Origin of the sequence: Thermus antranikianii DSM 12462 (genome assembly GCF_000423905.1) — a bacterium.
GTDB lineage: Bacteria > Deinococcota > Deinococci > Deinococcales > Thermaceae > Thermus > Thermus antranikianii.
The window spans coordinates 22,451-48,945 of record NZ_AUIW01000011.1; the positions used below are offsets into that span (position 1 = coordinate 22,451).

Annotated in this window: 24 protein-coding genes and 1 pseudogene; 18 read left to right on the forward strand and 7 right to left on the reverse strand. The window is 65.1% G+C overall.

What is annotated here, in order from left to right; all coding sequences use genetic code 11:
* The first annotated feature begins 67 nt into the window (after positions 1-67).
* The 7 genes from G584_RS0108150 (at position 68) to hemW (ending at position 6,963) form a co-directional block, all read left to right on the forward strand.
* The gene (locus G584_RS0108150) at positions 68-1,471 is read left to right on the forward strand and encodes an FAD-linked oxidase C-terminal domain-containing protein (protein ID WP_028494189.1); all 1,404 of its coding nucleotides are present in this window, start codon (positions 68-70) and stop codon (positions 1,469-1,471) included.
* Entirely contained in the window at positions 1,464-2,510 is a 1,047-nt protein-coding gene (locus G584_RS0108155; RefSeq protein WP_028494190.1) for an FAD-binding protein, read from the forward strand. Before G584_RS0108150 ends, G584_RS0108155 begins: the two co-directional genes overlap by 8 nt.
* A 4-nt stretch (positions 2,511-2,514) precedes the next feature.
* Positions 2,515-3,783 (forward strand): glycolate oxidase subunit GlcF, encoded by a 1,269-nt coding sequence (gene glcF, locus G584_RS0108160; protein ID WP_028494191.1) that lies wholly within the window; start codon positions 2,515-2,517, stop codon positions 3,781-3,783.
* Complete coding sequence (locus G584_RS0108165) at positions 3,780-5,000, forward strand: glycerate kinase type-2 family protein (protein ID WP_028494192.1); 1,221 nt, start codon at positions 3,780-3,782, stop codon at positions 4,998-5,000. The genes glcF and G584_RS0108165 overlap by 4 nt, the downstream gene beginning before the upstream one ends.
* 4 nt (positions 5,001-5,004) lie before the next feature.
* The gene (locus G584_RS0108170) at positions 5,005-5,322 is read left to right on the forward strand and encodes a nucleotidyltransferase domain-containing protein (RefSeq protein WP_015716451.1); all 318 of its coding nucleotides are present in this window, start codon (positions 5,005-5,007) and stop codon (positions 5,320-5,322) included.
* Entirely contained in the window at positions 5,312-5,704 is a 393-nt protein-coding gene (locus G584_RS0108175; protein ID WP_028494193.1) for a HEPN domain-containing protein, read from the forward strand. Before G584_RS0108170 ends, G584_RS0108175 begins: the two co-directional genes overlap by 11 nt.
* Positions 5,705-5,859: 155 nt before the next feature.
* Positions 5,860-6,963 carry a radical SAM family heme chaperone HemW gene (gene hemW, locus G584_RS0108185; RefSeq protein ID WP_028494194.1) on the forward strand — a complete coding sequence of 368 codons (1,104 nt, stop codon included), beginning with the start codon at positions 5,860-5,862 and terminating at the stop codon, positions 6,961-6,963.
* On the opposite strand, the gene G584_RS0108190 is transcribed toward hemW, so the two are convergent.
* Both G584_RS0108190 and G584_RS0108195 read right to left on the reverse strand, forming a co-directional pair.
* Positions 6,960-7,349, reverse strand: coding sequence for an NADH-quinone oxidoreductase subunit 15 (locus G584_RS0108190; RefSeq protein WP_019551701.1), 390 nt, complete (start codon positions 7,347-7,349; stop codon positions 6,960-6,962). The two genes, hemW and G584_RS0108190, sit on opposite strands and share 4 nt — an antisense overlap.
* Positions 7,350-7,385: 36 nt before the next feature.
* Positions 7,386-8,459 carry a radical SAM protein gene (locus G584_RS0108195; RefSeq protein WP_028494195.1) on the reverse strand — a complete coding sequence of 358 codons (1,074 nt, stop codon included), beginning with the start codon at positions 8,457-8,459 and terminating at the stop codon, positions 7,386-7,388.
* Between the two features lie 104 nt (positions 8,460-8,563).
* Here G584_RS0108195 and G584_RS0108200 point away from each other — a divergent pair, with 104 nt between their 5' ends.
* The 5 genes from G584_RS0108200 to wecB are packed head-to-tail and all read left to right on the forward strand — an operon-like array spanning position 8,564 to position 12,817.
* Positions 8,564-9,415: a phosphotransferase gene (locus G584_RS0108200; RefSeq protein WP_028494196.1), complete on the forward strand. Its 852-nt coding sequence runs from the start codon at positions 8,564-8,566 to the stop codon at positions 9,413-9,415.
* A gap of 10 nt (positions 9,416-9,425) precedes the next feature.
* Positions 9,426-10,052, forward strand: a complete 627-nt coding sequence (gene upp / locus G584_RS0108205; RefSeq protein ID WP_015716444.1) for a uracil phosphoribosyltransferase — start codon at positions 9,426-9,428, stop codon at positions 10,050-10,052.
* Positions 10,049-11,137 carry an MraY family glycosyltransferase gene (locus G584_RS0108210; protein ID WP_028494197.1) on the forward strand — a complete coding sequence of 363 codons (1,089 nt, stop codon included), beginning with the start codon at positions 10,049-10,051 and terminating at the stop codon, positions 11,135-11,137. Before upp ends, G584_RS0108210 begins: the two co-directional genes overlap by 4 nt.
* A 4-nt stretch (positions 11,138-11,141) precedes the next feature.
* Entirely contained in the window at positions 11,142-11,702 is a 561-nt protein-coding gene (locus G584_RS0108215; protein ID WP_028494198.1) for a Uma2 family endonuclease, read from the forward strand.
* A complete protein-coding gene (gene wecB, locus G584_RS0108220; RefSeq protein WP_028494199.1) occupies positions 11,699-12,817 on the forward strand; it encodes a non-hydrolyzing UDP-N-acetylglucosamine 2-epimerase in 1,119 nt (372 codons plus the stop codon). The genes G584_RS0108215 and wecB overlap by 4 nt, the downstream gene beginning before the upstream one ends.
* Here wecB and G584_RS0108225 read toward each other — a convergent pair.
* Complete coding sequence (locus G584_RS0108225) at positions 12,792-13,988, reverse strand: MFS transporter (RefSeq protein ID WP_028494200.1); 1,197 nt, start codon at positions 13,986-13,988, stop codon at positions 12,792-12,794. The two genes, wecB and G584_RS0108225, sit on opposite strands and share 26 nt — an antisense overlap.
* A 68-nt stretch (positions 13,989-14,056) precedes the next feature.
* Here G584_RS0108225 and G584_RS0108230 point away from each other — a divergent pair, with 68 nt between their 5' ends.
* The 5 genes from G584_RS0108230 (at position 14,057) to G584_RS0108250 (ending at position 19,800) form a co-directional block, all read left to right on the forward strand.
* Positions 14,057-15,148, forward strand: coding sequence for a site-2 protease family protein (locus G584_RS0108230; RefSeq protein ID WP_028494201.1), 1,092 nt, complete (start codon positions 14,057-14,059; stop codon positions 15,146-15,148).
* Between the two features lie 54 nt (positions 15,149-15,202).
* Complete coding sequence (locus G584_RS0108235) at positions 15,203-16,186, forward strand: TAXI family TRAP transporter solute-binding subunit (protein WP_028494202.1); 984 nt, start codon at positions 15,203-15,205, stop codon at positions 16,184-16,186.
* Between the two features lie 61 nt (positions 16,187-16,247).
* On the forward strand, positions 16,248-18,365 hold the full coding sequence (locus tag G584_RS0108240) for a TRAP transporter permease (RefSeq protein ID WP_028494203.1): 2,118 nt from the start codon (positions 16,248-16,250) through the stop codon (positions 18,363-18,365).
* A 30-nt stretch (positions 18,366-18,395) separates the two neighbouring features.
* Positions 18,396-19,373: a TAXI family TRAP transporter solute-binding subunit gene (locus G584_RS0108245; RefSeq protein WP_028494204.1), complete on the forward strand. Its 978-nt coding sequence runs from the start codon at positions 18,396-18,398 to the stop codon at positions 19,371-19,373.
* A 4-nt stretch (positions 19,374-19,377) separates the two neighbouring features.
* Positions 19,378-19,800 (forward strand): hypothetical protein, encoded by a 423-nt coding sequence (locus tag G584_RS0108250; RefSeq protein WP_028494205.1) that lies wholly within the window; start codon positions 19,378-19,380, stop codon positions 19,798-19,800.
* On the opposite strand, the gene G584_RS0108255 is transcribed toward G584_RS0108250, so the two are convergent.
* Positions 19,797-21,014 (reverse strand): S1C family serine protease, encoded by a 1,218-nt coding sequence (locus G584_RS0108255; protein ID WP_028494206.1) that lies wholly within the window; start codon positions 21,012-21,014, stop codon positions 19,797-19,799. The two genes, G584_RS0108250 and G584_RS0108255, sit on opposite strands and share 4 nt — an antisense overlap.
* A gap of 46 nt (positions 21,015-21,060) precedes the next feature.
* Entirely contained in the window at positions 21,061-21,918 is an 858-nt protein-coding gene (gene purU / locus G584_RS0108260; RefSeq protein ID WP_028494207.1) for a formyltetrahydrofolate deformylase, read from the reverse strand.
* A gap of 179 nt (positions 21,919-22,097) precedes the next feature.
* Here purU and G584_RS12955 point away from each other — a divergent pair.
* A pseudogene (locus G584_RS12955) lies at positions 22,098-22,202 on the forward strand (RraA family protein); the annotation flags it as partial.
* A gap of 87 nt (positions 22,203-22,289) precedes the next feature.
* Here the strand turns inward: G584_RS12955 and G584_RS0108265 are convergent.
* Positions 22,290-23,912, reverse strand: coding sequence for an ATP-binding protein (locus G584_RS0108265; protein WP_028494208.1), 1,623 nt, complete (start codon positions 23,910-23,912; stop codon positions 22,290-22,292).
* Positions 23,909-26,344, reverse strand: coding sequence for a DNA mismatch repair protein MutS (gene mutS, locus G584_RS0108270; RefSeq protein ID WP_028494209.1), 2,436 nt, complete (start codon positions 26,342-26,344; stop codon positions 23,909-23,911). Before mutS ends, G584_RS0108265 begins: the two co-directional genes overlap by 4 nt.
* Positions 26,345-26,495: the final 151 nt, after the last annotated feature.

The following is a 26,495-nucleotide window of genomic DNA, read 5'->3' on the forward strand; positions in this document are numbered from 1 at the left end:
GATCCGGGCTAGGAAGGGGTGGGGCAGGCCATCCGCCCCTTCCGGTAAGGTGGGATAGGAGGTGGCAATGGGGTTCCTGGAAGAGCTTAGGGCCCTCTTTCCCCCGGGGAGGCTGCTGACCAAGGAGGCGGAGCTTGTCCCTTACGAGTCCGACGCCCTCACCGCCTACCGCAGGCGTCCCCTGGCCGTGGTGCTTCCCGAGCGGAAGGAAGAGGTGGTGGAAGCGGTGCGCCTCTGCTACCGCCACGGGGTGCCCTTTGTGGCCCGGGGAAGCGGCACCAGCCTCTCGGGAGGCTCCTTGCCCGTGGAGGGGGGCCTGGTCATCGCCCTCAACCGCATGAACCGCATCCTACGCCTGGACCCCAAGGCCCGGATCGCGGTGGTGGAGCCCGGAGTGGTGAACCTGGAGGTTTCCCGGCAGGCAGCTCCTTTTGGCCTCTATTACGCCCCCGATCCCTCCAGCCAGCCCATCTCCACCATCGGTGGGAACGTGGCCTTCAACTCCGGCGGGGCCCACTGCCTGAAGTACGGGATGACGGCGGGCCACGTGCTGGCCCTCGAGGTGGTCACCCCCCAAGGGGAGGTGGTGCGCCTGGGCGGGGAAGGCCTTGAGACCGTAGGTCCCGACCTCCACGGCTTTTTCGTGGGCACCGAGGGGCTTTTGGGAGTAGCCCTGGAGATCACCCTGAGGCTTCTTCCCAAGCCCGAGGCCTACCACACCCTGCTGGCCGCCTACGGGAGCCTCGAGGCCGCCGGCAACGCCGTGAGCCAGGTGATCCGAAGCGGGCTCCTCCCCGGGGCCATGGAGATCATGGACCGCTTGGCCATAGAGGCCGCCGAGGCAGCGGTGAAGGCCGGCTATCCCCGGGTGGAGGCCCTCCTCATCGTGGAGCTGGAAGGCCCCAAGGAGGAGGTGGAGGAGGAAGCCAAACTCCTGGCCCAGGTGATTAAAGAAAGCGGGGCCTTGGAGGTGCGCGTCGCCCAAAGCGAGGCGGAGCGCCAGGCCATCTGGAAGGGGCGCAAGGCTGCCTTCAGCGCCGTGGGAAGGCTTTCCCCCGATTACATCGTCCAGGACGGGGTAGTGCCCCGAAGCCGCCTGGGGGAAGCCCTGAAGGAGATCGAAAGGCTTTCCCAGGAATACGGCCTTAGGGTGGCCAACGTCTTCCACGCCGGGGACGGAAACCTTCACCCCCTGGTCCTCTACGACGGCAAAAAACCTGGGGAGCTGGAGCGGGCCGAGGAGCTGGCGGGAGAAATCCTCAAGCTTTGCGTGCGCCTAGGAGGGTCCTTGACCGGGGAACACGGCATCGGGGTGGAGAAGAAGGAGTACATGCCAAAGATGTTCGCCCCGGAAGACCTCCTGGCCATGGAACGGGTCAAGGAGGCCCTGGACCCCCAAGGCCTCGCCAACCGGGGCAAGGTGCTACCCGGCCACGGGCAAGGCCCGCATCTAGGAGAGGTGTATGCCTGAGGTCCGTGCCAACTCTCTGGAAGAAGTACAGGAAGCCGTGCGCACCTATCCCCGCCTGCGCCCCAAGGGGGGTGGGAGCAAGCCAGCCCTCTCCACCCCCAAGGACGGGGAGACCCTCCTGGATCTTTCGGGCCTCAGGGGCATCCTGGAGTATGCCCCTGAGGAGTTCGTCTTCACCGCCTATGCCGGCACACCCCTTAAGGAGATAGAGGAAACCCTACGGGCCCACGGCCAGTACCTGCCCTTCCACCCACCCCTGGTGGAGCAGGGGGCCACCCTTGGGGGTACGGTGGCAGCAGGGCTTTCCGGCCCCATGCGGGAACGGTTTGGGGGCCTGAGGGACTTCATCCTGGGAGTGCGCTTCGTGGACGGGGAAGGAAGGGTGGTGCGGGGCGGAGGCAAGGTGGTGAAAAATGCCGCTGGCTTCCCTTTCCACCGCCTCATGGTAGGTTCCCTGGGAGCCTTCGGGGTCATGGTGGAGCTTTCCTTCAAGGTCTTCCCCTCCCCCAGGGCCACCCAGACCCTACGGCTCACCTATGGGAGCCTAGCGGAGGCCCTTGCCGCTATGGAACGCCTCCGGGTGCTTCCCCTGGATCTTCTGGCCCTGGACCTCATTCCCCCCGCCACCCTGGAGATTCGGCTAGGGGGGTTCCCCGAAAGCCTGGGGAAAAGACTAAAACGACTACAGGAAATCCTGCAAAAGGAAGGCGAGGTGCTGGCGGAGGACGAAACCCACTGGGAAGGGGTGCGGAACCTCCGCTTCCTGGAGGAGGCCCCCATCTGGGTCAAGGTTCCCTCCACCCCCGCCTGGGTGCCCAAGCTGGAAGACCTGCCCCTAGGGCCCAGGCGGTACCTGGCAGGAGGGGAACTCCTCTACGCCGGGATGGAGGCCAAGGGACTGGCATCCCTTAGGCAGGCAGGGATTCCCCACCTGGTCCTAAAGGGCGCCGAGGATGCCCTCTTCCCCCACCCGCCCGAGGCCTTTTTCCGCAAGCTTAAGCTGGCCCTGGACCCCAGGGGCCGTTTTCCCTTAGGGTGAGAGCATGCAGCACCGCATACCCGTGGAAACCCTGGGCAGGGAAGGGGAGGTGATGGCCCACGCCATCGAGGCCTGCGTCCATTGCGGCTTCTGCCTTCCCACCTGCCCCACCTACCTGGTCCTGCAGGAGGAGATGGACTCCCCCCGGGGTCGGATCTTCCTGATGAAGGAGGTCCTCGAGGGGAACCTCTCCCTGGAGGAAGCCCTTCCCTATCTGGATCGTTGCCTGGCCTGCCAAGCCTGCGTTACCGCCTGCCCAAGCGGCGTCCCCTACGGCGAGCTCATCGCCACCTTCCGCCTGCACACCGAGAGCAAGCGCCACCGCTACCCCCTGGAACAGGTCTTTCGCCGGTCCCTCCTCCGCATCCTCCCCTACCCTGAGCGCTTTCGGCCCCTGGCCGAGCTGGGAAGCCGGCTAAAACCCCTCCTCAAGCCCCTCCCCCTGCCCAAGGCCCTTAAGGCTCCCATCGCCCTGCTCCCGGACCGCCTACCGGACAGGGAATCCTACCAGGAGGTCTACCCCGCCAAGGGCCCAAGGCGGGCCAGGGTGGGCATCCTCCTGGGCTGCGCCCAGCAGGTCCTGAGGCCCTCCATCAACCGGGCCACCATCCGGGTCCTCCAGGAAAACGGGGTGGAGGTGATAGCCGCCAAGGAACAGGTCTGTTGCGGGGCCCTAAACCTCCACGCCGGGGACAAGGAGGGGGCCAGGGCCTTGGCCCGCACCAACCTGAGGGTTTTCCGGGAGGTGGACTACGTGGTCACCAACGCCGCCGGTTGCGGCTCGGGGATGAGGGAATACCCCCTTCTCTTCCTGGGGGAACCCGAGGAGGAGGAGGCCAGGGCCCTGGCCGCCAAGGTGAAGGACCTCACCGTCATCCTGGACGAGCTGGGCTTCATCCCCCCTCCCCCGCCCCCAAGGCCCCTCAGGGTGGCCTACCACGACGCCTGCCACCTGGCCCACGCCCAGGGGGTGCGGGAGGCCCCAAGGAGGATCCTTAAGGCCTCTGGGGTGGAGGTGCTGGAGCCCAAGGAGTGGGAGATCTGCTGCGGCAGCGCCGGCACCTACAACCTCTTCCAGCCCGAGATCGCCGAGGTTTTGGGCAGGAGAAAGGCGGAAAACCTTCAGGCCACCCAGCCCGAACTGGTGGTCACGGGCAACATCGGCTGCCTCACCCAGATCCAGGCCTATTTGGACAAGAGCATCCCCATCCTGCACACGGCGGAGCTTCTGGAGATGCTTTATGAGGGGAAACCTCCCCTCGTCCAAGGATGAGCCCTCTCCTAGAAGCCACCTTCCGCCAGGCCCTCGAGGAAGCCCACCCCTACCGCCTCACCCTTAGGGCCCTTCCCAAGGCCAGGCCCCACCTGATCCTGGCAGTGGGCAAGGGAGCCTCTTGGATGCTAAAGGCGGCCTTGGATCGCTATGGGGAGGTACCCTACCACCTCACCCTGCCCAAGGGGCAGGATGCCTTGGGGCTACGAGCGGTCTTCGCCGGCCATCCCTTGCCCGATGGGGAAAGCCTAAGGGCGGCCCAGGAGGTCCTGGAACTCCTCAAGGGGCTTTCCCCCAAGGCGCGGGTTTTAGCCCTGGTTTCGGGCGGGGGAAGCGCCCTTTGGTGCCTGCCCCTGGGGATCTCCTTGGAGGCGAAGCGGGCCCTCACGGAGGCCCTCCTGAAAAGCGGGGCCAGCATTAGGGAAATCAACGCCGTGCGCAAGCATCTCTCCCAGGTGAAGGGGGGAAGGCTTCTAAAGGCCACCCAAGCCCGGCTTCACGTGCTTCTCCTCTCCGACGTGCCAGGCGATGACCCCGGGGTTATCGCCTCGGGACCCTTCCATCCCGATTCCAGCACCTACCTCGAGGCCCTGGCCGTCCTGGACCGGTATGGCCTGGCCTTTCCCGAAGCCAGGCGGGTGTTGGAAGAAGGACTAAGGGGCCGGTTCCCCGAAACCCTGAAGCCCCAAGACCCCGCCCTAAAACGGCTGTCCTACCGGATCGTCGGGCGCAACCTGGACCTCCTAAAGGCCGCCCAAGGGTTCTTAAGGCGGCAAGGCTACCGGGCGGTGATCCTCTCGGACCGCTTCGGCGGCGAGGCCCGGGCCCTGGCCCGCTTCCATGCGGAGCTGGTGGAAACCCTCCGCGCCCATGGCCTTCCCTTCAAAAAGCCCCTTTTCCTCCTCTCCGGGGGGGAAGCCCAGGTACAGGTGAGGGGGAAGGGTAGGGGGGGCCGGAACCTGGAGTTCCTCCTCGCCCTCTACGCCCACCTCCAAACCCCCCTTTACGCCTTGGCCGCGGATTCCGACGGGCTGGATGGACCCTCAGAAGCGGCGGGAGCCCTCCTCACCCCGGAGGTCTGGAACCTGGGGCTGGACCCAAGGCCCTTCTTGGAAGCCAACGACAGCTACGGCTTCTTTGAACAGGCGGGAACCCTCCTAAAAACCGGGCCTACCGGCACCAACCTCAACGACTTCCGCCTCCTCTTTGTAGACTGAAAAGGTGGAGTACCCGGAGCTGGCCCCGGTCCTCGAGGCCATCCTCAAAACCGTCCCGGCCCAGAAGATCATCCTCTTCGGCAGCCGGGCCCGGGGAGAGGCCCACCCGGAAAGCGACTACGACCTCCTCATCGTGGTGCCCCCAGAGTATAAGACCATGCGGGTGTGGAAAGACCTGTACCTGGCCGCCAGCAAGGCCCAAAAAGGCTTCAGCCTGGACCTGGTCTTGGCCACTGAGGAGGATCTGGCCAGGTACCGGGACGCCTGGATGACCATCTACCCGGAGGCGCTAAAGGAGGGCCGGGTGCTCTATGCCGCGTGAGGCCTCGGACCCCTGGACCTGGCTTACCCGGGCCAAGAGCAACCTGGCCAGGGCCCGCCTCGGGCGGACCAGCCCGGAGGTGGCCTGGGAAGACCCTTGCTTTGACGCCCAGCAAGCTGCGGAAAAGGCCCTCAAAGCCCTCCTCATCGCCCTTGGCATCCCTTTTCCCAAAACCCACGACCTGGCACGGCTTTTGGAGCTGATCCGTCCCCATCTCCCCGTGCCCGTGGAGCTAGAAGCCCTGGCCCGGCTTAACCCCTTCGCCGTGGCGGGCCGCTACCCAGGGGACCTCCCTGAGGCCACGGAAGAGGACTGGAAAGAGGCTCTTCTTCTAGCCGAGCAGGCCGTGGCCTGGGCAGAAAGGGTCTTGGCTGGCGATTGACGCCCCGCGCCTTGGCACAAAAAAGATGAGCCTTTAGAGCCCATCCGTTGATCCAAGGGCTTTCCTATAGACTAAAGGAATGGAGTACCCGGAGCTGGCCCCGGTCCTCGAGGCCATCCTCAAAACCGTCCCGGCGCAGAAGATTTCCCTTCACCATGGCTAGCCTCTACCTCCACGTTCCCTTCTGCCCCACCCTCTGCCCCTACTGCGACTTCCACGTGGTGCGCCGGGGCCCAGGGTGGGTGGAAGCCTACCTGAAACGCCTTAAGGAGGAAGCCCAAAGGCTTTACGAGATCCACCCTGAGCCCCTAAAGACCCTCTACCTGGGCGGGGGTACCCCGAGCTTTCTCCGGGACCGGGAACTCATCGCCCTCTTCCAAGCCCTTCCCTGGAGGCTGGAAGCGGATGCGGAGGTGACCCTCGAGGCCAACCCCGGCACCTTGAACCGGGAACGGATGGCCCTTCTCAAGGACCTCGGGGTGAACCGCCTCTCCTTAGGGGTCCAGAGCTTCCAGGAAGCGGTGCTGCGGTTCCTGGGCCGGGCCCATGGACGAAGGGGCGCCTTGAAGGCCGTGGAGATGGCCTTGGAAGGGGGCTTCCGGGTTTCCCTGGATCTCATCCTGGGCCTGCCCATGCAGGAGGTGGAGAAGGACCTAAAGGAGGCCGCCTCCCTAGGAGTGGGGCACGTATCCGCCTACACCCTGCAGGTGGAAAAGGGTACCCCCTTCGCCCTTTCGGGCCTGAAGGAGGATCCGGAAAGGGAAGCCTGGGCCATGGGGAAGGCGGAGGAGATCCTGGAGGGTGCCGGTCTTGTGCGCTACGAGATATCCAACTTCGCAAGGCCCGGCGAGGAGGCCCGCCACAACCTGGCCTACTGGCGGAATGGTTTTTGGCTGGCCCTGGGTCCCAGTGCCGCAGGCCAGTACCCGGGCACGGGGCCGGTTTACGCCTTCCGCCGTACCAACCCTCCCCTCCCCCGCTGGCTCCTGGGGGAACCCCCTCAGGAGGAGGCCATCTCCCCCTTAGAACACGCCAAGGAAAGCCTGATGCTGGGCCTGCGCCTGAAGGAGGGGGTGGATGTGGAGGCCGTGGAGAGGAGAACGGGCCTAAGCCTTTGGCCTAGTCTAAAGCCTGCCGCTATATCCCTGGCGGAAGCGGGCTTTTTGGAAGTGGAAGGCCTCCGCCTCAAGCCCACCCGCCGGGCTTTTCCCCTCCTCCATCCGGTGGTCCTGAAGTTATGGGAGGCCCTCGAGGGCTAGGCGAAGGCCAAGGCCTCCCGCGCCCGGTCGGCCAGAGCGAAGAAGCGCTCCTTGGTAAGGGGGATTTTCCCCGTCACCAAGCCCTTCCCTGGCTCGTAGTGGGCGTGCAGATGGATGTGGGCCCGGGGAAGGCGGATGCCGATGCGTTTCAACTTGGCGTGCCGGGGAGAGACGTCCGCAAGAAGGAAGGGCTCCCCCAAGGCATCGGAAAGGGAAGCGGTCATGATGGTGGTGGGAAGGTCATAAGGGCGCTCCATGCGGTAGATGAAATCGGGGAAGTCCGCCTCCTTCTCGAACCGGACCCCCTTCTCTCTGGCATATTCCCGCATCCAGGAAAGGAGCTCCACCCAGGCCTCATAGAGTTCCCGTTCATGCGAGGCGCTCATGGCCCGAGTATACCAAGAGGCCAGGGTGCGCTGGCCCTAATAGAGGAACTCCCGGATGTCGTACCGGGCCACCCGCAGGCCCAAGCGGCGGAGTTCCCTGGCCCAAGCAGCAAGCTCCGCCTCCACATCGGGAAGAGGCTTTAGGCCCAGGAGGGCGTAGGGGGTACCCGGCTCCTCCTGGAAAGGGGATAGGTAAACCACATCCTCTTTCCCCAAGGGGAGCTCGGCCAAAAGGGCCAGGCTCTCCCGGCGGTGGGCCTCAGCGTAGGCTAGGCCCCCAGCCCCCACCATGAGGATTACCCCCAAGGAAAGCCCCGCTTCCTTCAAAGCGTTCACCAGGGGTAAGGCCTCCCGGGGGTGCCCGGGCTTGTTTAGGAGGGCAAGCAACGGGGGATGCCCGGTCTCGAGGCCAATGTAAACCCGTCTAAGCCCCAAGGCCCTAAGCCTTTCCCACCAAGTAGCCTCCTTCTTCAACCCGGTAAAGAGGTCCAAAAAGCCCAGGATGGGCTCCCCGGGAAAGGCCCGCCGAACCTCTTCCAGTAGGGGAAGAAGGGGCTCGCCCAGGGCCAAGGCGTTGCCATCTCCCAGAAAAACCCCCCTCCTTAAAAGCCTTCCCCTTCCCAAAAGCTCCAAAACCCGTTCCACATGCTCCCGGAAGGCATCGGGACTGCGCTTCTGAAAGGGGCGGTCCTGGTAGAAGGAGCAGAAGGCGCACCGGTTCCAGGTGCATCCCGTGGTGGCCTGAAGGACCACGGAAAGGTAGGCATCCGGAGGGAGAATGCTCACGGGCCAGGCGTAGGCCCGGCGATAAGGGGTGGGGTCGGAAAGGGCCTCCGGGGTCCAGCGAAGCACCTCTTCCCGGCGTCCGGGATCCTTGAGATGGGCCTCCGCTATGCCCAGGATCTCGCGGTAGACCTCCAGGGCCTCCGCCTTCTCTAGGCGTCGCCTCCTCCTCTCCCCCTCGCGGTAGCGCAGGTGCAGGCTTCCGTCCAAGGCCCGCTTGTAGGTGAGCCCCTGGCGGAAGTAGTGGTAAGGCTGTCCCTCCCGGTCGAAGGAGAGGACCCTGTCCCCCAGGGAGAGAACCGTGGTCTCCGGCCGCAAAAGCTCCACGCCCTTAGGTTACGCGCTGCCGGGGATGGGGTTGAGGACGACCTATACAAAGCCATACTCAACGGGGCATTTCATCCCCCCTCGAGGCCCTTAGAATAAGCCCCGTGGTGCTCTCGGCCCTGAAGGGCCTCCTCTCCCCCGATACCCTCTCTCGCCTTACCCCCCTGGGCGGCTTTGAAGCCCGGGTGTACACGGATGGGGAAAGGGTCTACAAGGTATACCGGCCTGGCGAGGCCCACCTGGCGGCCCTCGAGGCCGAGAGGATGGCCCGCGCCGGCTTGGGAAGCTTCGTCCTGGGGGTGGCCGAGGTGGAGGGACAAGGGGTCCTGGTCATCCGCCATTTTCCCGGAAAACCCTTCAGCCCCGAAGCCTTCACCTCCAAGGCCCTCGCCGCCCTCTCCCACCTCTTCCTCTCCCTCCACCGCCTCCCCGAGCCGGGGTATGTGGAGCGGGAAGAGCTTTCGGAGAGGCTAGAGCGCTTCGCTGAAAGCCTGGGCTCCGTGCCCGAGGCCTTAAGCCTCATCAAGGCCCTTATGCGGGAGGTCGCCTGGGTGGCGGGGGTGGAGAAGCGCTTCTGCCATCGGGACGCCTGGGCGGGGAACCTCCTGCTTAAAACCCAGGAAAACCCCTCCCACGACGACCCCGAGGTGCTCCTGGTGGACTGGGTCCGTTCCGGAGGCGACGATCCCGCCCGGGACCTTGCCCTCCTCAAGACGGGAAGCCTGGACCTCTTGGGGGAAAAAAGGGCCCGGGAGGCCCTTTTCCGCCTGGTGCAGTTCTACCCCAAAGAGGTGCGGGAGCGCCTGGCCTTTTACGTGCCCCTCACCTATCTCCACGACCTCCACTGGTTCCGCACGAAGAAGCCCGAGGGCTTCCTCGAGGCCCTGGCGGACAAGCTCCCCCGAGCTCTGAGCTTCTTCCAAGACTGCTTTCCCCTGAGAAACCGGGCGTGTTAGGCTTTGGGGGATGAGGATCACCCTGGTGGACCATCCCTTGGTCCAGCACAAGCTGGCCCACCTCCGGGATAAACGCACGGGCGCCAAGGACTTTCGCGAGCTGGCGGAGGAGGTATCCCTCCTCATGGCTTACGAAGCCATGAGGGACCTGGAACTTACGGAAACCACCGTGGAAACCCCCGTGGCCCCCGCCCGGGTCAAGGTGCTTTCCGGCAAGAAGCTGGCCCTGGTGGCTATCTTGCGGGCTGGATTGGTCATGGTGGAGGGCATCCTCAAGCTGGTGCCCCATGCCCGCGTGGGGCACATCGGCCTCTACCGGGACCCCGAGTCCCTAAAGCCCGTTCAGTACTACGCCAAGCTACCCCCGGATATCCACGAGCGCCGGGTCTTCCTCCTGGACCCCATGCTGGCCACGGGCGGGAGCGCCAGCCACGCCCTTACCCTTCTTAAGGAGAAGGGGGCCACGGGGATCAAGCTCATGTGCCTCATCGCCGCCCCCGAGGGCCTGGAGCGCATCGCCCAGGACCATCCCGACACCGAGGTGGTGGTGGCGGCCATCGACGAGCGCCTGAACGACCACGGTTACATCGTTCCCGGCCTGGGGGACGCCGGGGACCGGATCTACGGGACCAAATGACTGAACTTCTGAAGAAGATAGGCATCGCTGAACCCACGGGCACAGGCTGGCTTACCGTGGCCTTCGCCTTCCTGGTGGCCCTTTTCTTCACCTGGCGCTTCCTGCCCCATGTGCGCCGCTTCGCCCTCAAGGTGGGCTGGGCGGACATGCCCAACGAAAGGCGCCTCAACCGGGAGCCCCTGCCCAACGCCGGGGGCCTGGCGGTGTACGCCGGGGTGGTGCTGGCCCTGGTGGTGGCCGCCTTCCTAAGGCCCATCCTGGTGGAACACGTGCTTATCCAAATCCTCGCCATCCTCTTGGGAGGAGCTTGGCTGGTGCTGGTGGGCTTCATCGACGATCAGTTCGGCCTCCCCCCCCTCTTCCGCCTCTTCGTGCAAACCCTGGCCGCCCTCCTCCTCATGGCGGTGGGGGTGCGGTTCGAAGCCGCCTTCGGCACCCCCCTGGATCCCGTCTTGGGGTTTTTCCTCACCTGGCTCTGGGTGGTGGGAATCACCAACGCCCTGAACCTCATGGACGGCCTGGATGGGCTGGCGGGCGGGGTGGCGTACATCAGCGCCATGAGCCTCCTCTTCGTGAGCGCCCAGTTTCCCTACTGGGCGGCAGGCACCCTGGTCCTGGCGGCCCTGGCCGGGGCAGCCCTGGGCTTCCTGCGGCACAACCTTCACCCAAGCCGCATCATCCTGGGGGATGCGGGGGCTTACTTCCTGGGCTTCACCCTGGCGGCCACCTCCCTTCTTGGCAATCTGAAGCTCACCACCTTTTTGGGCCTCCTGCCCCCGGCCCTTTTTCTTCTTCTCCCCATCCTGGACACCACCCAGGTGGTGGTGCGAAGGCTATTGCGGGGGCAAAACCCCCTTTCCACCCCCGGCAAGGACCACATCCACCACCGCCTTCTCGCCCGGGGACTTTCCCAAAGGCGGGTGGCCTTCCTCCTGTGGGGGCTCGCCCTCCTCTTCAACCTTCTGGCCATGGCCTACCTGGGCATGCCGAAGGAAGCCATCCTGGCAAGCCTTTTCGCCACGGTTTCCGGCCTGGGGTGGGTGACCTACCGCCGCCTCAGGGCCCTTTGGAGGGGGGTAGAATAGCCCTATGGTCAAGCGGCCTCGCCCCTTTACCGTAGAGGAGTTCCACCGCTTGGCGGAGGCTGGCATCCTCCACGAAGACGACCGGGTGGAGCTGATCCGGGGAGAGATTTTGGAAATGAGCCCGATTGGAAGCCGTCATGCAGCGGCGGTAAACCGACTGGCCCGCCTTTTCATACAGGCCCTCGGAAACCGGGCCATCGTGAGCATCCAGAATCCCGTGCGGTTGGGAAAGGATTCCGAGCCCCAGCCCGACCTGGCTCTGCTCAAGACCCGGGCCGATGATTACGCCCATGACCTACCCCAGGCGGGAGACGTTCTCCTACTGGCGGAAGTGGCGGATACCTCGTTGACCTATGACCTCGAGGTCAAGCTTCCCCTCTACGCCCAGCATGGCATCCCCGAGGTCTGGGTGGTGGACCTCTTGGGGGAAAGGGTCCTGGTTTTCCGCCATCCCCAAGGGGAAAGCTATGGAGAGACCCTGACCGAAGGCCCCGAAGGAAGCCTCACACCCCTTCTGCTGCCCGAGGTTTCTTTCCCTGCCCGCCTCGTCCTCCTGAAACCATGAAGCGGGTGGTCCTAGCCTTCGGCACCCGGCCTGAGGCCACCAAGATGGCCCCGGTCTACCTGGCTTTGAAGGAGCACCCCCACATCAAGCCCCTCATCCTCCTCACCGGCCAGCACCGGGAACAACTAAGGCAGGCCCTGGGGCTTTTCGGCATCCAAGAGGACCGCAACCTGGACGTGATGCAAGAGCGCCAGGCCCTGCCGGACCTGGCGGCCCGCATCCTGCCCCAGGCGGCCAGGGCCCTCGAGGAGATGCGGGCGGACTACGTGCTGGTCCACGGGGACACCCTCACCACCTTCACCGTGGCCTGGGCGGCCTTTCTGGTGGGGCTTCCCGTGGGGCACGTGGAGGCAGGCCTAAGAAGCGGCAACCTCAAAGAACCCTTCCCCGAGGAGGCCAACCGCCGTCTCACCGACGTGCTTACCGACCTGGACTTCGCCCCCACCCCTCTGGCCAAGGAAAACCTCCTAAGGGAGGGCAAGAAGGAGGAGACCATCCTGGTCACCGGCCAGACGGGGGTGGATGCCGTGCTCCTGGCCGCCCGGCTAGGCCGGCTTCCTGAGGGGCTTCCCCCTGGCCCCTACGTGACCGTTACCATGCACCGGCGGGAAAACTGGCCCATCCTGCCGGAGCTGGCCCGGGCCCTCAAACGGGTGGCCGAGGCCTTCCCCCACCTCACCTTCGTCTACCCCGTGCACCTGAACCCCGTGGTGCGGGAGGCGGTCTTCCCCGTGCTCAAAGGGATGAAGAACTTTCTCCTCCTGGACCCCTTGGACTACGGGCCCATGGCCGCCTTGATGCGGGAAAGCCTCCTCCTCGTCACCGATTCCGGGGGGCTCCAGGAGGAAGGAGCGGCCCTGGGGGTTCCCGTGGTGGTGCTCAGGAACGTTACGGAAAGGCCAGAAGGCCTCGAGGCGGGCATCCTGAGGCTGGCGGGCACCGACCCCGAAAGGGTGTACCGCACGGTAAAGGAATTGTTGGAAAACCCCCAAGAGCTGGCCCGCATGCGCCAGGCCAAGAACCCCTACGGGGATGGGAAGGCGGGGATTCGGGTGGCCCAGGGAGTGGCCTGGCGGCTCGGCCTGGGGCCTAGGCCGGAGGATTGGGTTCCCTAGGCCAGGGCCTGAGCTGGTAGAGGCCCACCAGGAGGAGGCAGCCCCCCAGGAGGAGGGCGGCAAGCCGTCCCCCGAAGCGTTCAAAGAGGAGGCCGGTGAGGTAGGCCCCAAGGGGCCCGGTGCCCAGCATCACCAGGCTGTACACCGCCATCACCCGGCCCCGAATCCGGTCGGGCACGGATAGCTGCACCAGGGTGTTGGCGTTGATGAGCACGGAGATCATCCCGAACCCTCCCAGGGCCAAAAAGAAGGGGACCAGGAAGGCGTAGGGCAGGAAGAGGCCCAGGTGGGCCAGGGAAAGGGAAAAGACCCCAAGAAGAAGCCTCCCCGGCTTGGGCCTACCCGTGAAGGCCATGACCAAGGCAGCCCCCAAGGCCCCCAACCCCACGCTGGAAAGGAGGCCACCATAACCCGTGGCGGAAAGCCCCAGCACCAGCCGGGCATAGGAGGGCACCAGGGTCTGGAAGTTCATGCCCAAGAGGCTGGCGAAGAGCACCAGTCCCACCACCCGGCGCACCACGGGATGCTCGAGGACAAACCGCACCCCCTCCTGGGCCTCCCGCCACCAGCGGCCATCCCCTTCCTCCCCCCTAGGACCCAGGGGAAGCCGGCGCAGGACGAAGAGAAGGGGCAAAAAGGAAAGGGCGTTGGCCAAATAGGCCACCCCCACGCCAAAGAGGGCGATCAACACCCCGGCTAGGGCCGGCCCCACCAACCTGCTGGTGTTGAAACCAAAGGAGTTAAGGGCGATGGCCCCCGGGTACCGGTCCCTGCCCGCCAGCTCCACGGTGAAGCTCTGGCGCACCGGGAGGTCCATGGCGTTGAGGGCCCCGTAGAGAAACGCAAAGAGGAGTACGTGGCCATAGCGCACCTGCCCGGTGAGGATGAGGAAGGCCATGAGGAGGGCCAGAACCATCATGCCCCCCTGGGTAAAAATAAGAAGGTTCCGCTTGGGGTAACGGTCCGCCAACACCCCGGCGGGAAGGGAGAAGAGCAAGGAGGGCAGGAACTGCAAGGCCACCACCAGCCCAAGCCTCTCCGCGCTTCCCGTAAGGAGGAGGACCAGCCATCCCTGGGCCGCCGACTGCATCCAGGTGCCCATCTGGGAGGTGAAAAGGGCAAGCCAGTAAGAACGATAAAGAGGGTCTTTCAGGAGGGCCAAGGCCAGCACCTCCTTATCCTACGGCTGACTGACCGGTCATTACCAACTCCACCGCCGGCCTGTGCCTATACTGAGGCATGCTCCAGCGCGGCTTTCCCCTGTTCCGCGTTCTGGGGATCCCCCTTTACCTGGATCTCTCCTTCCTCCTGATTCTGCCCCTCTTGGCCTTTCTCATCGGCAGCAACTTGCCCCTTTATCTGGAGTTATTTGGCCTTCCTCGGGACCCCTCCCTGCTCCAGGGCACCCTGCCCTTCCTCCTGGGACTTTCCGCGGCCCTAGGGCTTTTCGCCTCCGTGCTTTTACACGAGCTCGGGCACGCCCTGGTAGCCCGCTGCTCCGGTATAGAAACCAAACGCATCACCCTGTGGCTCCTGGGCGGGGTAGCCCAGATGGAAAGGATCCCCAGGGAACCCAAAAAGGAACTCTGGATTGCCCTGGCGGGCCCAGCGGTGAGCTTTTCCCTGGCTCTCTTCTTCCGTTTGGTGCAGGCGGAATCCGGGGCCTTGGGGTTTCTCACCCACTATTTGGCCCTGGTCAACCTGATGCTGGGGCTATTCAACCTCCTCCCTGCCCTGCCCTTGGATGGAGGTCGGGTCTACCGGGCGCTTTTGGCCATGCGCAAGCCCTACCTCCAGGCCACCCGGCAGGCCTTGGCCCTGAGCCAGGCGGTGGCCTGGGCCTTGGGGCTGTTCGGATTTCTGGCCTTCAATCCCTTCCTGGTCCTCATCGCCTTTTTCGTGTACATGGCCTCGAGGGCCGAGGTGGAGGCCACCCTGCTGGCCCAAGCCTTAAGCGGGCTGAAGGCCAAGGACCTCATGACCCCAAACCCCCTGGTCATCCCCCCAGGGCTTACGGTCCAGGAAGTCCTGGAACTGGCCCTGGCCCACAAGGTTTCCGGCTTTCCCGTGGTGGAGGAGGGACGGGTCCTGGGGGTGGTGGGCCTCGAGGGGCTGGAGGGCGCCGACCCCCTGGCCCCGGTGGTCCACTACCTAAAAGAACCCCTGATCCTCTCCCCCGAGGAGGACGCCCTTACCGCCTTGGAGCGCATGGCGGAGCACGGCTATGCCCGGGCCCTGGTGATGGAAGGGGGCCGCCTGGTGGGCATCCTCAGCAAAACCGACCTCCTAAGGGCCTTCCAGGTGCGGATGCTGGGGCATTCCTCACCTTGACAGGCGGAGGGCGGTGGGGTAGGTTAGGGGCGCAAAAGTATACGGGAGGCGACCATGAAGCGAGTCCTTATCCTCATCGGTCTGGTAGCCCTAGGGCTTGGCCTAGCGCAAAAACCCAAGGTGGTGATCGGCACGGGAAGCACCGGTGGCGTCTTCTTCTACTACGGTACCGCCATGGCCGACATCCTGAATAAGGCCGGGGCGGTGGAGGCCCAGCCGGTGCAGACCGGTGGCTCCTATGACAACCTGCAGCTCCTGCGGGACCGTACCTCGGGCAACACCTACTACTGCGCCCTCACCACCACCGACTCCGCCTACGTGGCCTACACCGGGGAGGAGCCCCGCTTTAAGGACAAGCCGGCCAAAAACCAGCGGGTCCTCTTCTACATGTACCCCTCCTTCATCCACCTGGTGACCGCGGAAAAGACCGGCATCAAGGTGGTGCAGGACCTCAAGGGCAAACGGGTTTCCACAGGCCAGCCTGGCTCCAGCACCGAGAACCTCGCCCTTCTGGTCCTGCAGGGGGCCGGGGTAAAGCCGGAAACCTTCGCCAAGCGGGAGCGCCTGCCGGTGGCAGAAGGAGCCAAGGCCCTGGCTGAGGGCACCCTGGATGCCTTCTTCTGGGTGGGAGGCGTGCCCACCAGCTCCATCGTGGAGCTCTCCCAGACCCTCGCCCGCAAAGGGGACCGCATCTACCTGGTGCCCATCGACCCCAAGAGCACCACCGCCCAGGTGGTCATGAAGAGGTTCCCAGGCCTGGTGGATCCCTACAAGGTGCCCAAGAACGTCTACAACACCCGCACCGACGTGCCGGGGCTGGCCACCGGCAACATCGTGGTCTGCCCGGACACCCTGCCCGCGGAGGCCGGCTATGCCATCGTGAAGGCCGTCTTCGAGAACCTGGATACCCTCCGCACCGCTGTGGCCGCCGCCAAGGACACCAGCCTCGAGGCCACCGCCAAGCTTTACGGGAAGCTCCCCATCCCTTTCCACCCGGGAGCCGAGCGGTACCTGAAGGAGAAAGGCCTCATCAAGTAAGCCATGCCTTAGCCCGGGCGCCCTGGAACCCTCCAGGCCCCGGGCTTTTTTGGAGAAAGCCATGGAGCTAGAACATCCCAAGACTCCATCCACCCCTCTGGCCCGGCTGACCCACTGGATCCTGATCCTGGGAGCTCTTTACAGCCTGTATCTGGTCCTTCATCCCTTCACCCCCTTGGCCAAGGCCGAGATCCCCATCCTGGACATCGTCCAGCTTCAGCGAAGCACCCACGTCCTCTTTCTCCTTCTTGGGGGGTATCTCGTTTCCTTCTACCTCCCAAGGAAGCGCACCCTAGGGGCCTGGGTGTACTTCGCCTTCACCTTGATCCCCCTCTACAACTTCCTCTTTCCCAGCGTGCCCGGGGTAAACCTGCCGTGGGAGGCCAAGGCGGTGGGCCTCCTGTACTGGGGGGTGGCGGCCCTGCCTGCAATCCTCCCGCGCTTAAAACCGCCCGCCGACCTCTTGGCGGTTCTCCTGGCCCTTTTCCCTACCCTCTACCAGCTCCGCTTCTTTGAGGAGCTGGTCTACCGGGCGGTGCTTCCTGCGCCTTGGGACATGGCCATGTCCTTCGGGCTCATCATGCTGGTCCTGGGCCTGGTCTACCGCCTTCTGGGCCCCGTGATGCCTGTATTGGTCCTCTTCTTCTTCAGCTACAACCTCTACGCTGACCTCTTCCCCGGGGCCTTCAGGGGAAGCCGCCAGGGAATAGACCTCCTTCTGGGCAAAACCTTCAACGAAACCGAGGCCGGCATCTACGGGCTCATCACCGGGGTCTCCGCCAAGTACCTGGTCTACTTCACCTTGCTTTCCGGCATGATCGGGGCCCTGGGCCTGGGGAAGGTGGTGGCCAACCTGGCCCTGGCCCTGGTGGGCAAGCATCCCGCCACCCCTGGACGGGTTACCGGCCTGGCCAGCGTGTTCATGGGCATGTTCTCCGGCTCCGGGGCCGCGGACACCCAGTTTGTGGCCGCCCTCACCAAGCCCCTTTACGAGAGGGCCAACTACGATCGCCTGGTGGCCGCAGGCCTGGTGGCCACCGCGGGCACCATTGCCCTCATCACCCCCCCGGTCATGGGCTCCATCGCCTTCATCATGGTGGAAATCCTACAGATCTCCTACCTGAAGGTGATCATCATGGCCCTGGGGCCGGCCTTGCTTTACCTAACCGCCGTTTTGGCCTTCAACGAGTTCTACTCCCGAAAGGCGGGCCTGCCCCCCGTGGGAGCGGAGCTGGGCATGAGCCGAAGGGCCTATATCCTTCGCTATAGCACCCTCTTTTTGCCGATCCTCCTCATCATCGCCATGCTCTACATGGGCTACGAGGTGCGCACCGCCGCCAGCCTGGCCCTCCTCTTCTTCATCCTCCTCACTTATCTGGACCCCACCCTGAGGCCTAAGAACCTGGCTCCCATCTTCCAGGGGCTTTCCGAGGGCTTCCGTACCTTGCTCCCCATCGGCACGGCCGTGACCGCCGCCAACCTCATCTTCGCCATGATGGTGATCAGCGGCCTCCCCTCCAAGTTCAGCCAGCTTCTCCAGCAGGTATCGGGGGAAAGCCTCCTCCTCGCCACCCTCATCACCGCCATCTTCAGCCTGATCCTGGGCATGGGGGTACCCCCCACCGCCACCTACGTGCTCACCTCGGCCCTCACCGCCCCGGCCATCATCGCCCTGGCCAAGCAAAACGGCATCCCCGACTCCGCCGCCATCCTCGCCACCCACATGTTCCTCTTCTACTATGCGGTCCTGGCCGATGTAACCCCGCCCGTGGCCCTTTCCGCCTACGCCGCAGCCAGCGTCTTCGGCACCAACCCCCTGGTCACCGGGGTCTATGCCGCCCGGGTAGCCCTCGCCAAATACCTGGTGGGCTTCTTCTTCCTCCTTTCCTACTCGGGCACCGCCCTCCTCATCGTGCCCGTGTTGGAGAACTCCCCTCCCGGCGAGGCCTGGGGCATGATCCTGGAGCGCTTCCTCTCCGTGGCCATCGGCATCGTCTACCTTTCCGCCTCCGCCGCAGGGTATACCCGCAGGCCCCTGGCGCGCTGGGAAGCTTGGGCTTTGGGCATCCTGGCGGTTTTCCTCTTCGCGCCCTATGGACCCCTGAACCTGGCGGCCTTCCTGCTCGGCCTTCCCTTCTTCTTCCGCAAAGGGTTGACGGGAACTCGAGGAAAGGCTTAGGGTAAAAGCCGAAGGAAAGGAGGCAAGGCTATGAAGAGAGCCCTGTTGATCCTCTTGGCCCTGGCGGGGTTGGGTCTTGCCCAGAAGCCCAGGGTGGTGATCGCCACCGGGGGTGTGGGGGGGGTGTACTTCTACTACGGCACCACCTTGGCGGAAATCTGGAACAAAGCCGGGGTGGCCGAGGCCCAGGCCATCCAGACCGCGGCTTCCATTGACAACCTGCTCCTTTTGGAAAACCGCACAGGCGGGGGCACCTACTACTGCGGCACCGTGCTGCCCGATTCCGCCTACCTGGCCTACACCGGCCAGCACGACCGCTTTAAGGACAAACCCGCCAAAAGCGTGCGCATCCTCTTCGCCATGTACCCCAACTTCCTGCACATCGTCACCCGGGAGGGAACGGGCATCCGGGTGGTGCAGGATCTGAAGGGGAAGCGGGTCTCCACCGGGGCCCCGGGCTCGGGCACCGAGGTGGAGGCCTTGCTGGTCCTGCAGGCTGCCGGGATCTCCCCCAAGGACTTCGCCAAGCAGGAGCGCCTGGGGGCCCAGGAAAGCGCCAACGCCTTAGCCGAGGGCAACATCGATGCCTTCTTCTGGTCGGGGGGCCTCCCCACCGGGGCCATCACCGAGCTTTCCGCCGCCCTGGCCCGGAAGGGGCAGAGGATCCACCTGGTGCCCTTGGATCCCAAGAGCACCGTGGTGCAGACCTTCCAGAAGCGCTTCCCCGGGCTTGCTGGCCCTGGGGTGATCCCCAAGGCGGTCTACGGAACCCGGAGCGACACCCCCACCCTCACCTTCTGGAACCTCTTCGTCTGCCCGCAAAGCCTGCCGGAGGAGGCCGCCTACGCCCTCACCAAGGCCACCTTTGAGAACCTGGCCACCCTGCGCCAGGCCGTGGCCGCCGCCCGGGACACCACCCTGGAGAACGCCGTCCGCTTCGTGGGGGGCACCATCCCCTACCACGAGGGGGCCCTGCGCTACTTCCGGGAAGCCGGGGTCCTGAAGTAGGCCGGTGAAACCCGCCATTTTCCGCACCAAGCTGGCCCAGCTCCTAGGGAGCTGGGCCTTTTGGCTGGTCGTGGTCTTTCTCGGCCTAGTCCGGGTGGTGGTGGTAGAGGACGGACAGCAAAAGCGGTATCTCTTCCTGAACGCCTGGGAGCAAGGACGGGTGGAGTTCGTCAACTCGGTGACGGGGAAGCCCGTCCTCCTGGAGTTCCGCCTGCCCTGGGCCTTCCAGGGCTTTCGGGCCTTCACCGACCCGGAAACGGAAGCCTATTACACCGCAGGCGAATACCCCTGGAACCAGGCGCTGGCCAAGGAGAGGCGGAAGAGCCTCACCTATTGCTCCGAGGTGGGCCTGGCCTTAAAGCTGGGAGATACCTGGTTCCGCGTGGAAAAGGGATGCCTTCGCCTCCGCCTCCTCTGGCCCCCTTAACGGAGGATCTGGGGGACTACCTTCAGGGTAAGGGTGCGGCCCTGGCGCCAGACCTCGAGGCTCACGGCCTCCCCGGGCTTCTTGCCGTAGAGCACCTGGCGGAGCTGGGCGATGGAGGAAAGAGGCACCCCGTCGGCCTTGAGGAGCACATCCCCATCCACCCCCACCTGCAAGGCCTCCCCCGTGGGAAGCTGGATGTAGGCAAAGCGGCTTGGGGCCCTTAAGCCCGCCCGGGCAGCGGGGCTATTCCTCTCCACCTCCTGCACCATGAGGCCGGAGGCGGGAAGCCCGTACTGCTGGCGAAGCCTCTCCGGGTAGATGGAAAGGGGGATGAGGGACACGCCAAGCCGGGGACGGCTCCTGACGATCTCCTCCGCGGTCAGGGTCTTCCCCGCCTTGAGCTCGGGCAGGTACTGCTTCACCAGGTTGATGGGCAGGGCAAACCCCACCCCGGCGAACTGGGCGGCCCCGAACTGGCCCGTGGGGGTGAAGATGGCGGTGTTGATGCCGATCACCTCCCCGCGGGAGTTGAGGAGGGGTCCGCCGGAGTTTCCAGGGTTGATGGCGGCATCCGTCTGGATCACCTGGGGCACCAGACCCGACTCATCCCCGATGGCCCCGGGGTTTTCCCGGATGGCGGAGACGATCCCCTGGGTCACGGTGAACTCCAGCCCGAAGGGGTTTCCCATGGCGATGGCCTTCTGCCCCACCCTTATACGGTCGGAATCCCCCAGGACCAAGGGCACCAGCTTTTCCTTAGGGGCCTCCACCTTGAGGAGGGCCAGATCCAAAGGCGGGGCCGCCCCCACCAGGCGGGCCTGGTACTCCTTGGGGTCGTTGTGGAACTTCACAGTGATGCGGCTGGCTCCCTCCACCACGTGGTAGTTGGTGAGGATGTACCCCTCCTTGTCGATCACGAAGCCCGAGCCCGTGCCCTCCTGTGGGGGCATTTGCAAAAAGGGGGCAAAAAACTCAAAGCCCGGGGGAAGCTGGACTCTTTGGGGACGGGTCACCACCCCCACGTAGACCACCCCGTCCCCGTACTTCTCCACGATCTCCACGGTGTTGCGCTCGTACTCCAGAAGCCCTGCCTCGGCAGGTGCGGAAACAGGCTGGGAGCGCTGGGTCTGGCCGTTGCTCAACCCCCACCAGAGCACGGCCCCCGCCATCAGGGCAAGCACCAGAAAACCCACAAAGGAACGGGCTAGGTTCATGCGCCACCTCCCGAACTTACCTTACGCTTTCCCGGTTAGGCACCGATTAGACGAAGACCACGGTCTTGTTGCCGTGGACGAGGATGCGGTCCTCGAGGTGCCAGCGCACCGCCCGGGCCAGGACCGTGCGCTCCAGCTCCTGCCCAAGCCGCCGCATCTCCGCCACCGTGTGGCGGTGGGATACCCGCACCACGTCCTGCTCGATGATGGGCCCCTGGTCCAGCTCCTCGGTGACGTAGTGGGCGGTGGCCCCGATGAGCTTCACCCCCCGCTCGTGGGCCTGGCGGTAGGGGTCGGCCCCGGCAAAGGCCGGCAGGAAGGAATGGTGGATGTTGATGATGCGCATGGGGTAGCGGGCCACGAAACCGGGGGAGAGGATCTGCATGTAGCGGGCCAGGACCACCAGCTCCACCCCTTCCTCCTCCAGGAGGGCCAGGATCCTTTCCTCCGCCTCCTCTTTCCTTCCCTTCTCCACCGGCACGTGGTGGTAGGGGATACCGAAGCGCTCCACCTCCTCCTGGTGGTGAGGGTGGTTGGAGATCACCATCCGGAGGTCCATGGCAAGCTCCCCCACCCTATAGCGCCAGAGGAGTTCCAAAAGGGCATGGGCTGGCTTGGAGACTAAAATGGCCACCCGCTTTCTTTCCGAGGCATAGGCCAGGCGCCACTCCATCTGGAAGCGGCTTGCCACCACGTCCTGGAAGGCCCTTTCCAGGGCAGGGCGGGAAAGGTCCAGGTGGGGGGTGGTGAAGGCCAGGCGCATGAAAAAGGTTCCCCCTTCGGGATCGGTGGAATACTGCTGCAAATCGGTGATGTTGGCCCCATGGGCGTACAGGAACCCGGAAACCGCGGCCACGATCCCAGGCCGGTCCGGGCAGGTGATGAGGAGCCGCGCCTCTTCCATAGGCGCTACTATATCCCCATGGACTGGCGGACCACCGACCTATCGGACGCCCATCCCGAGGCGGAAACCCTGCCCATGGTCTATAGGAACCTTGGGCTCCCAAGGGCGGGTGCGCACCCTGAAGGCCTTCCAGGACAACGCCCCCGTGCGAAGGATATGTGGAGGAGGGGCGAGGCCAGATGCCGGCGGTGGACGGGGGAGGCTCCCTGAAGACCGCCCTTTTGGGGGGCAACCTGGCCCGGCTGGCCTGGGAGCGGGGCTGGGCCGGAATGGTGATCCACGGGGCCGTACGGGATACCGAGGAGCTCAAGGAAGTGCCCATCGGCACCCTGGCCCTGGCGGCCGGAAGGCCAGAGGGGAGAACGTACCCCTTAACCTCCCCTGGGCCAGGGTTCTTCCGGGAAATCCTCTTCTGGCAGACGAGGACGGGATTCCTCTCCTGCCCTCGCCCCAGAGCGGCGGCCAAAGCGGCGGATGAGGTCCTCCTCCTTGAGGGCCAGCAGGGTGGGCCGGCCGTGAGGGCAGACCCAGGGGGTTTGGCACTGGAGGAGGGCATCCAGAAGGGCCTGGCCCTCGCCCCGGGACAGGGGGTGCCCCGCCTTCACCGCCGGCAGGCAGGCCAGGCGGGCCAAAAGCTCCGCGAGGCTTTTCCCCTCTCCCCTTAGGGCCTCGCGGAAGATCTCCGGAAGGAGGAGGGGATAGGGATGGAGGAAGGAAGGGGCCGCCAGGAGCCTGACCCTGCCGGGGCCAAAGGCCTCGAGGGCAAAGAGGGAGGCCAAGGCCTCCTGCCTTTCCGGAAAAAGGGCCTCCTCCGCAGGGGAAAGCTCCACCAGAACGGGATAGGGAAGCTCCTTTAACCCCTCCTCCTTAAGGCGCCTTTGAAACTCCTCGTAGAGCACCCGCTCGTGGGCAGCATGCTGGTCCACCACGTAGAGGGTATCCCCCGCCTCCGCCAGAAGGTAGCTACCCCGGAACTGCCCCAGGTACCGCAAAGGGGGAAGCCCTGAAGGGGTGGGCAGGCTTAAGGGCATGAGGGGCCTGGGTTCGGGGAGGCTACGGGCCAGGTTATGCCTTTGGAAGGCCTCCCTCAGACCTTCCTCCACAAAGGCCTCCACCTCCTCCAAGACCGCCACCTCCTCCTTCCTGGCATCCAGCCGCAACCGGAAGGCCTCGAGGGGCAGGGTGAGGTTCAGGACACCCACGGGGAAATGCCCCTCGGGAAGAAGCTCCCGGTAAGCCCGGCGCACGGTTTTCAGCAAACCCTCTGGCCAGGCCACGGGACGACCATTTATGGCCAGGAAGAGAAGGTCGGGCCGGGTGCGGGAAGCCTGGGGTCCGGAAAGCAAGCCCTGAAGCCGCATGCCCCCGGCCTCCCGCTCCACGGGCAAGAGCCTTTCCATCAGGACCCGGCCAAAGGCCAGCCGGGCTGCTTCCTTAAGCCCCGCACCCGGGAAGAGGAGCCGGGCCTCCCCCTCTGCGAAAAAGGCCAGGGAAAGCCAGGGATAATGGAGGAGGTAGCGCCTTAAAAGCTCCGCCACCTCCCGCTCCGAGCCTTCCCCTTCCCACCCCACCACCTCCACCCGGGTCCCCGGGGGGGCGGGCACCTCCCTAACCTCCACCCGCTCCCCCCGGGCCAGAAGAAGCCCCCCGCCCACCTGAAAGCGAGGCCGGGAGCGGATCCTGAGGAGGGCGGCCTGCCTGAGGGCGTAAAGGGCCTGGCCGCGAAAGCCCAGGGTGGTGATCCTCCCGGGGTCCAGAAGCTTGCTGGTGGCGAAGGGTTCCACCGCCAAGGGAAGCTCGGCCAAGGGGATTCCCTGGCCATCGTCCTCCACCACGATCCTCTCCCGTCCCCCGCCGTAAAGCTCCACCCGCACCCTCTTGGCCCCTGCGTCCAGGGCGTTTTCCAAAAGCTCCCGCACCACGTCTCTGAGGGAAAAGACCACCTCCCCCCGGGCCAGGAGCCCCCGGAGCTCCTCAGGAAGCGGGCGGATCACCCCTTTATGGTATCCAGGGGAGCCCCCAGGGCCAAGGCCTTGAGCTCATGCAGAAGGCGGAGGGCCTCGAGGGGGGTCAGGGTGTTGGGATCCAGGGAGATGAGCTTCTCCAGTACTGCCTCCGCCACCCCCTCCCTGCGGGCGGTGAGGACCTGGAGGAGGGCCTTGGCCCGTTCCACCACCTCCTTAGGAAGCCCCGCCATCCTGGCCACCTCCACCCCGTAGCTCTTGGAGGCCGGGCCAGGCAGCACCTGGTGGTAGAAGGTCAGCCCTCCTTCCTCCTCCTTGGCGGCCACGTGCAGGTTTTTCAGTCGAGGCAGGGGCAGGGCGGTCAGCTCAAAGTAGTGGGTGGCGAAAAGGGTGTAGCACCGCCTCTCGTGAAGGGCCTCGGCCACGGCGGTGGCGATGGCCACCCCGTCCAAGGAGCTCGTCCCGCGGCCCACCTCGTCCAGAAGGACCAGGCTCTTCTCCGTGGCCTCCTTGAGGATCAGGGCCACCTCCTCCATCTCCACCATGAAGGTGCTCCGCCCCCCTGCCAGGTCATCGGAGGCCCCGATCCGGGTAAGGATCCGGTCGAAGAGGGGAAGGACAGCCTCCTCCGCGGGCACAAAGCTTCCAATCTGGGCCAGAAGGGCGATGAGAGCCGTCTGACGCAGGTAGGTGCTCTTCCCCGCCATGTTGGGCCCGGTGACCAAGACGAGCTCGTGGGCCGTCTCCAGGTCGTTGGGGACAAAGCTGGTGCGCCGCTCCACCACCGGGTGGCGCCCCCCGCGGATGTGAAGCCTATCGCCAAAACGGGGCCTTACGTAGCCATAGCGCACCGCCACCTCCGCCAAGGCGGCATAGACGTCCAGCTCCGCCAGGACCCTGGCCGCCTCCCTGAGGGCCTCCGCCTCCTTCCTGGCCTTCTCCCTGAGCTCCAGGAAGACTTCCTCCTCCCGGCGGCGGATCTGGGCCTCGAGGCGGTAGAGCTCCCTTTCCCTCTCCTTGATCTCCGGCAGGGTGTAGCGCTGCCGGTCCTTCAGGGTCTGGATGGCCTTGTACTCCGAGGGGACCCGTTCGTAGTAGGGTCGGGTCACCTCCAGGTAGTAGCCGAAGACGGCGTTATAGCCCACCTTCAAGGTGGGGATGCCGGTTCTGGCCTTCTCCCGCTCCTCCAGCTCCAGGAAGTAGGCCACCCCTTCCCGGTAGGCCTGCCGCAGGGCATCCAAATGGGGATCGTAGCCCTCGCGGATCAGCCCTCCTTCGGAGAGCTTGAGGGGGAGTTCCTCCTCCAAGGCCGCCCTCAACTCCTCCAGAAGGGAACCCAGGTCGGGAAGGACCACCTCCTCCCCCAAGAGGGCCCGGAGCTCGGGCAGGATCTCCAGGCTCCGGCGCAAGGAGCCCAGGTCCCGCGGGGATGCCCGCCCCATCTCCAGCCGGGTGGCCAGCCTTTCCAGGTCCGCCAAGCGGAAGAGGAGCCGCCTCACCCCTTCCCGCAGGGCCCCTTCCCTTACAAAGCGCTCCACCCGGTCCAGCCGGGCCTCCAAAGGACCCGCCTCCAGCAAGGGATGGCGCAGCCAGCTTTGCAACAACCTGCGGCCAAAAGCCGTGCGGGTTTCGTCCAGAACGCCGAAGAGGGTGTCCTGGCCCCGGATGGGCTCGAAGACCTCGAGGGCCCTTAAGGTGGCCTCGGGCAGGTGCATGAAGGCCCCGGGGTCGTAGGGGCGGAAGGGCCTGGGGCTGAACCCCTCTCCTTGGGTCCAGCGGGCATACCAAAGGAGCGCCCCCTGGACCCGGCGCAAGGCCAAGGGCCCCTCCCCTACCGGTTCAAAGGGAGCCTCCGAAAGCATAACGGGGAAGCGCTTCTGGAATTCTTCCACAAACTCTTGGTTTTCCCTGAGCTCCGGGGCCAGAAGCACCTCGGCAGGCCGGTGGCGAAATAGCTCGTCGTAGAGGGCGCTTTTGCTCTTAAGCAAGGTGCCCTTGAACTCCCCGGTGGACACGTCCAGAAAGGCCACCCCGAAACCATCCCCGGTGGCGATGGCCGCCAGGTAGTTGGCTTCCTTGGAAAGAAGGGTCTCCTGCACCAGGGTGCCAGGGGTGAGGAGCTGGGTCACCTCCCGCCGCACCAGGCCCTCGGCCTCTTCCGCGGGCTCCACCTGGTCCGCCACCGCCAACCGGAAACCCATTTTCAAAAGCCTTTCCGCATAGGCGTCAAAGGCCCTAATGGGAATCCCCGCCATGGGGGTGGTGAAGTCCTTGCTGGACTTGTGGGTAAGCACCAATCCCAAAGCCCGGGCCAGCCTTTCCGCATCCTCCCCGAAGCACTCGTAGAAGTCCCCCACCTGGAAGAGGAGGAGGTAGTCGGGGTAGCGGTCCCTGAGCTCCACGTACTGCTGCAGGAGGGGGGGAAGGGGACCTGGGCCTTCACCCTTAAGCATGGGATTCATCATAACCCCGATATACCCCTGGATAAGTGCTCTCGCATATACCTGTCCGCATGGAACTAAACGAGAGCTTAGCCGAACTTGACATGGGTAGGGTTTACCCCTTAGCATTAAGGCTGACCGGAAGGGACAAACGCCCCTAAGGAGGTTTCCT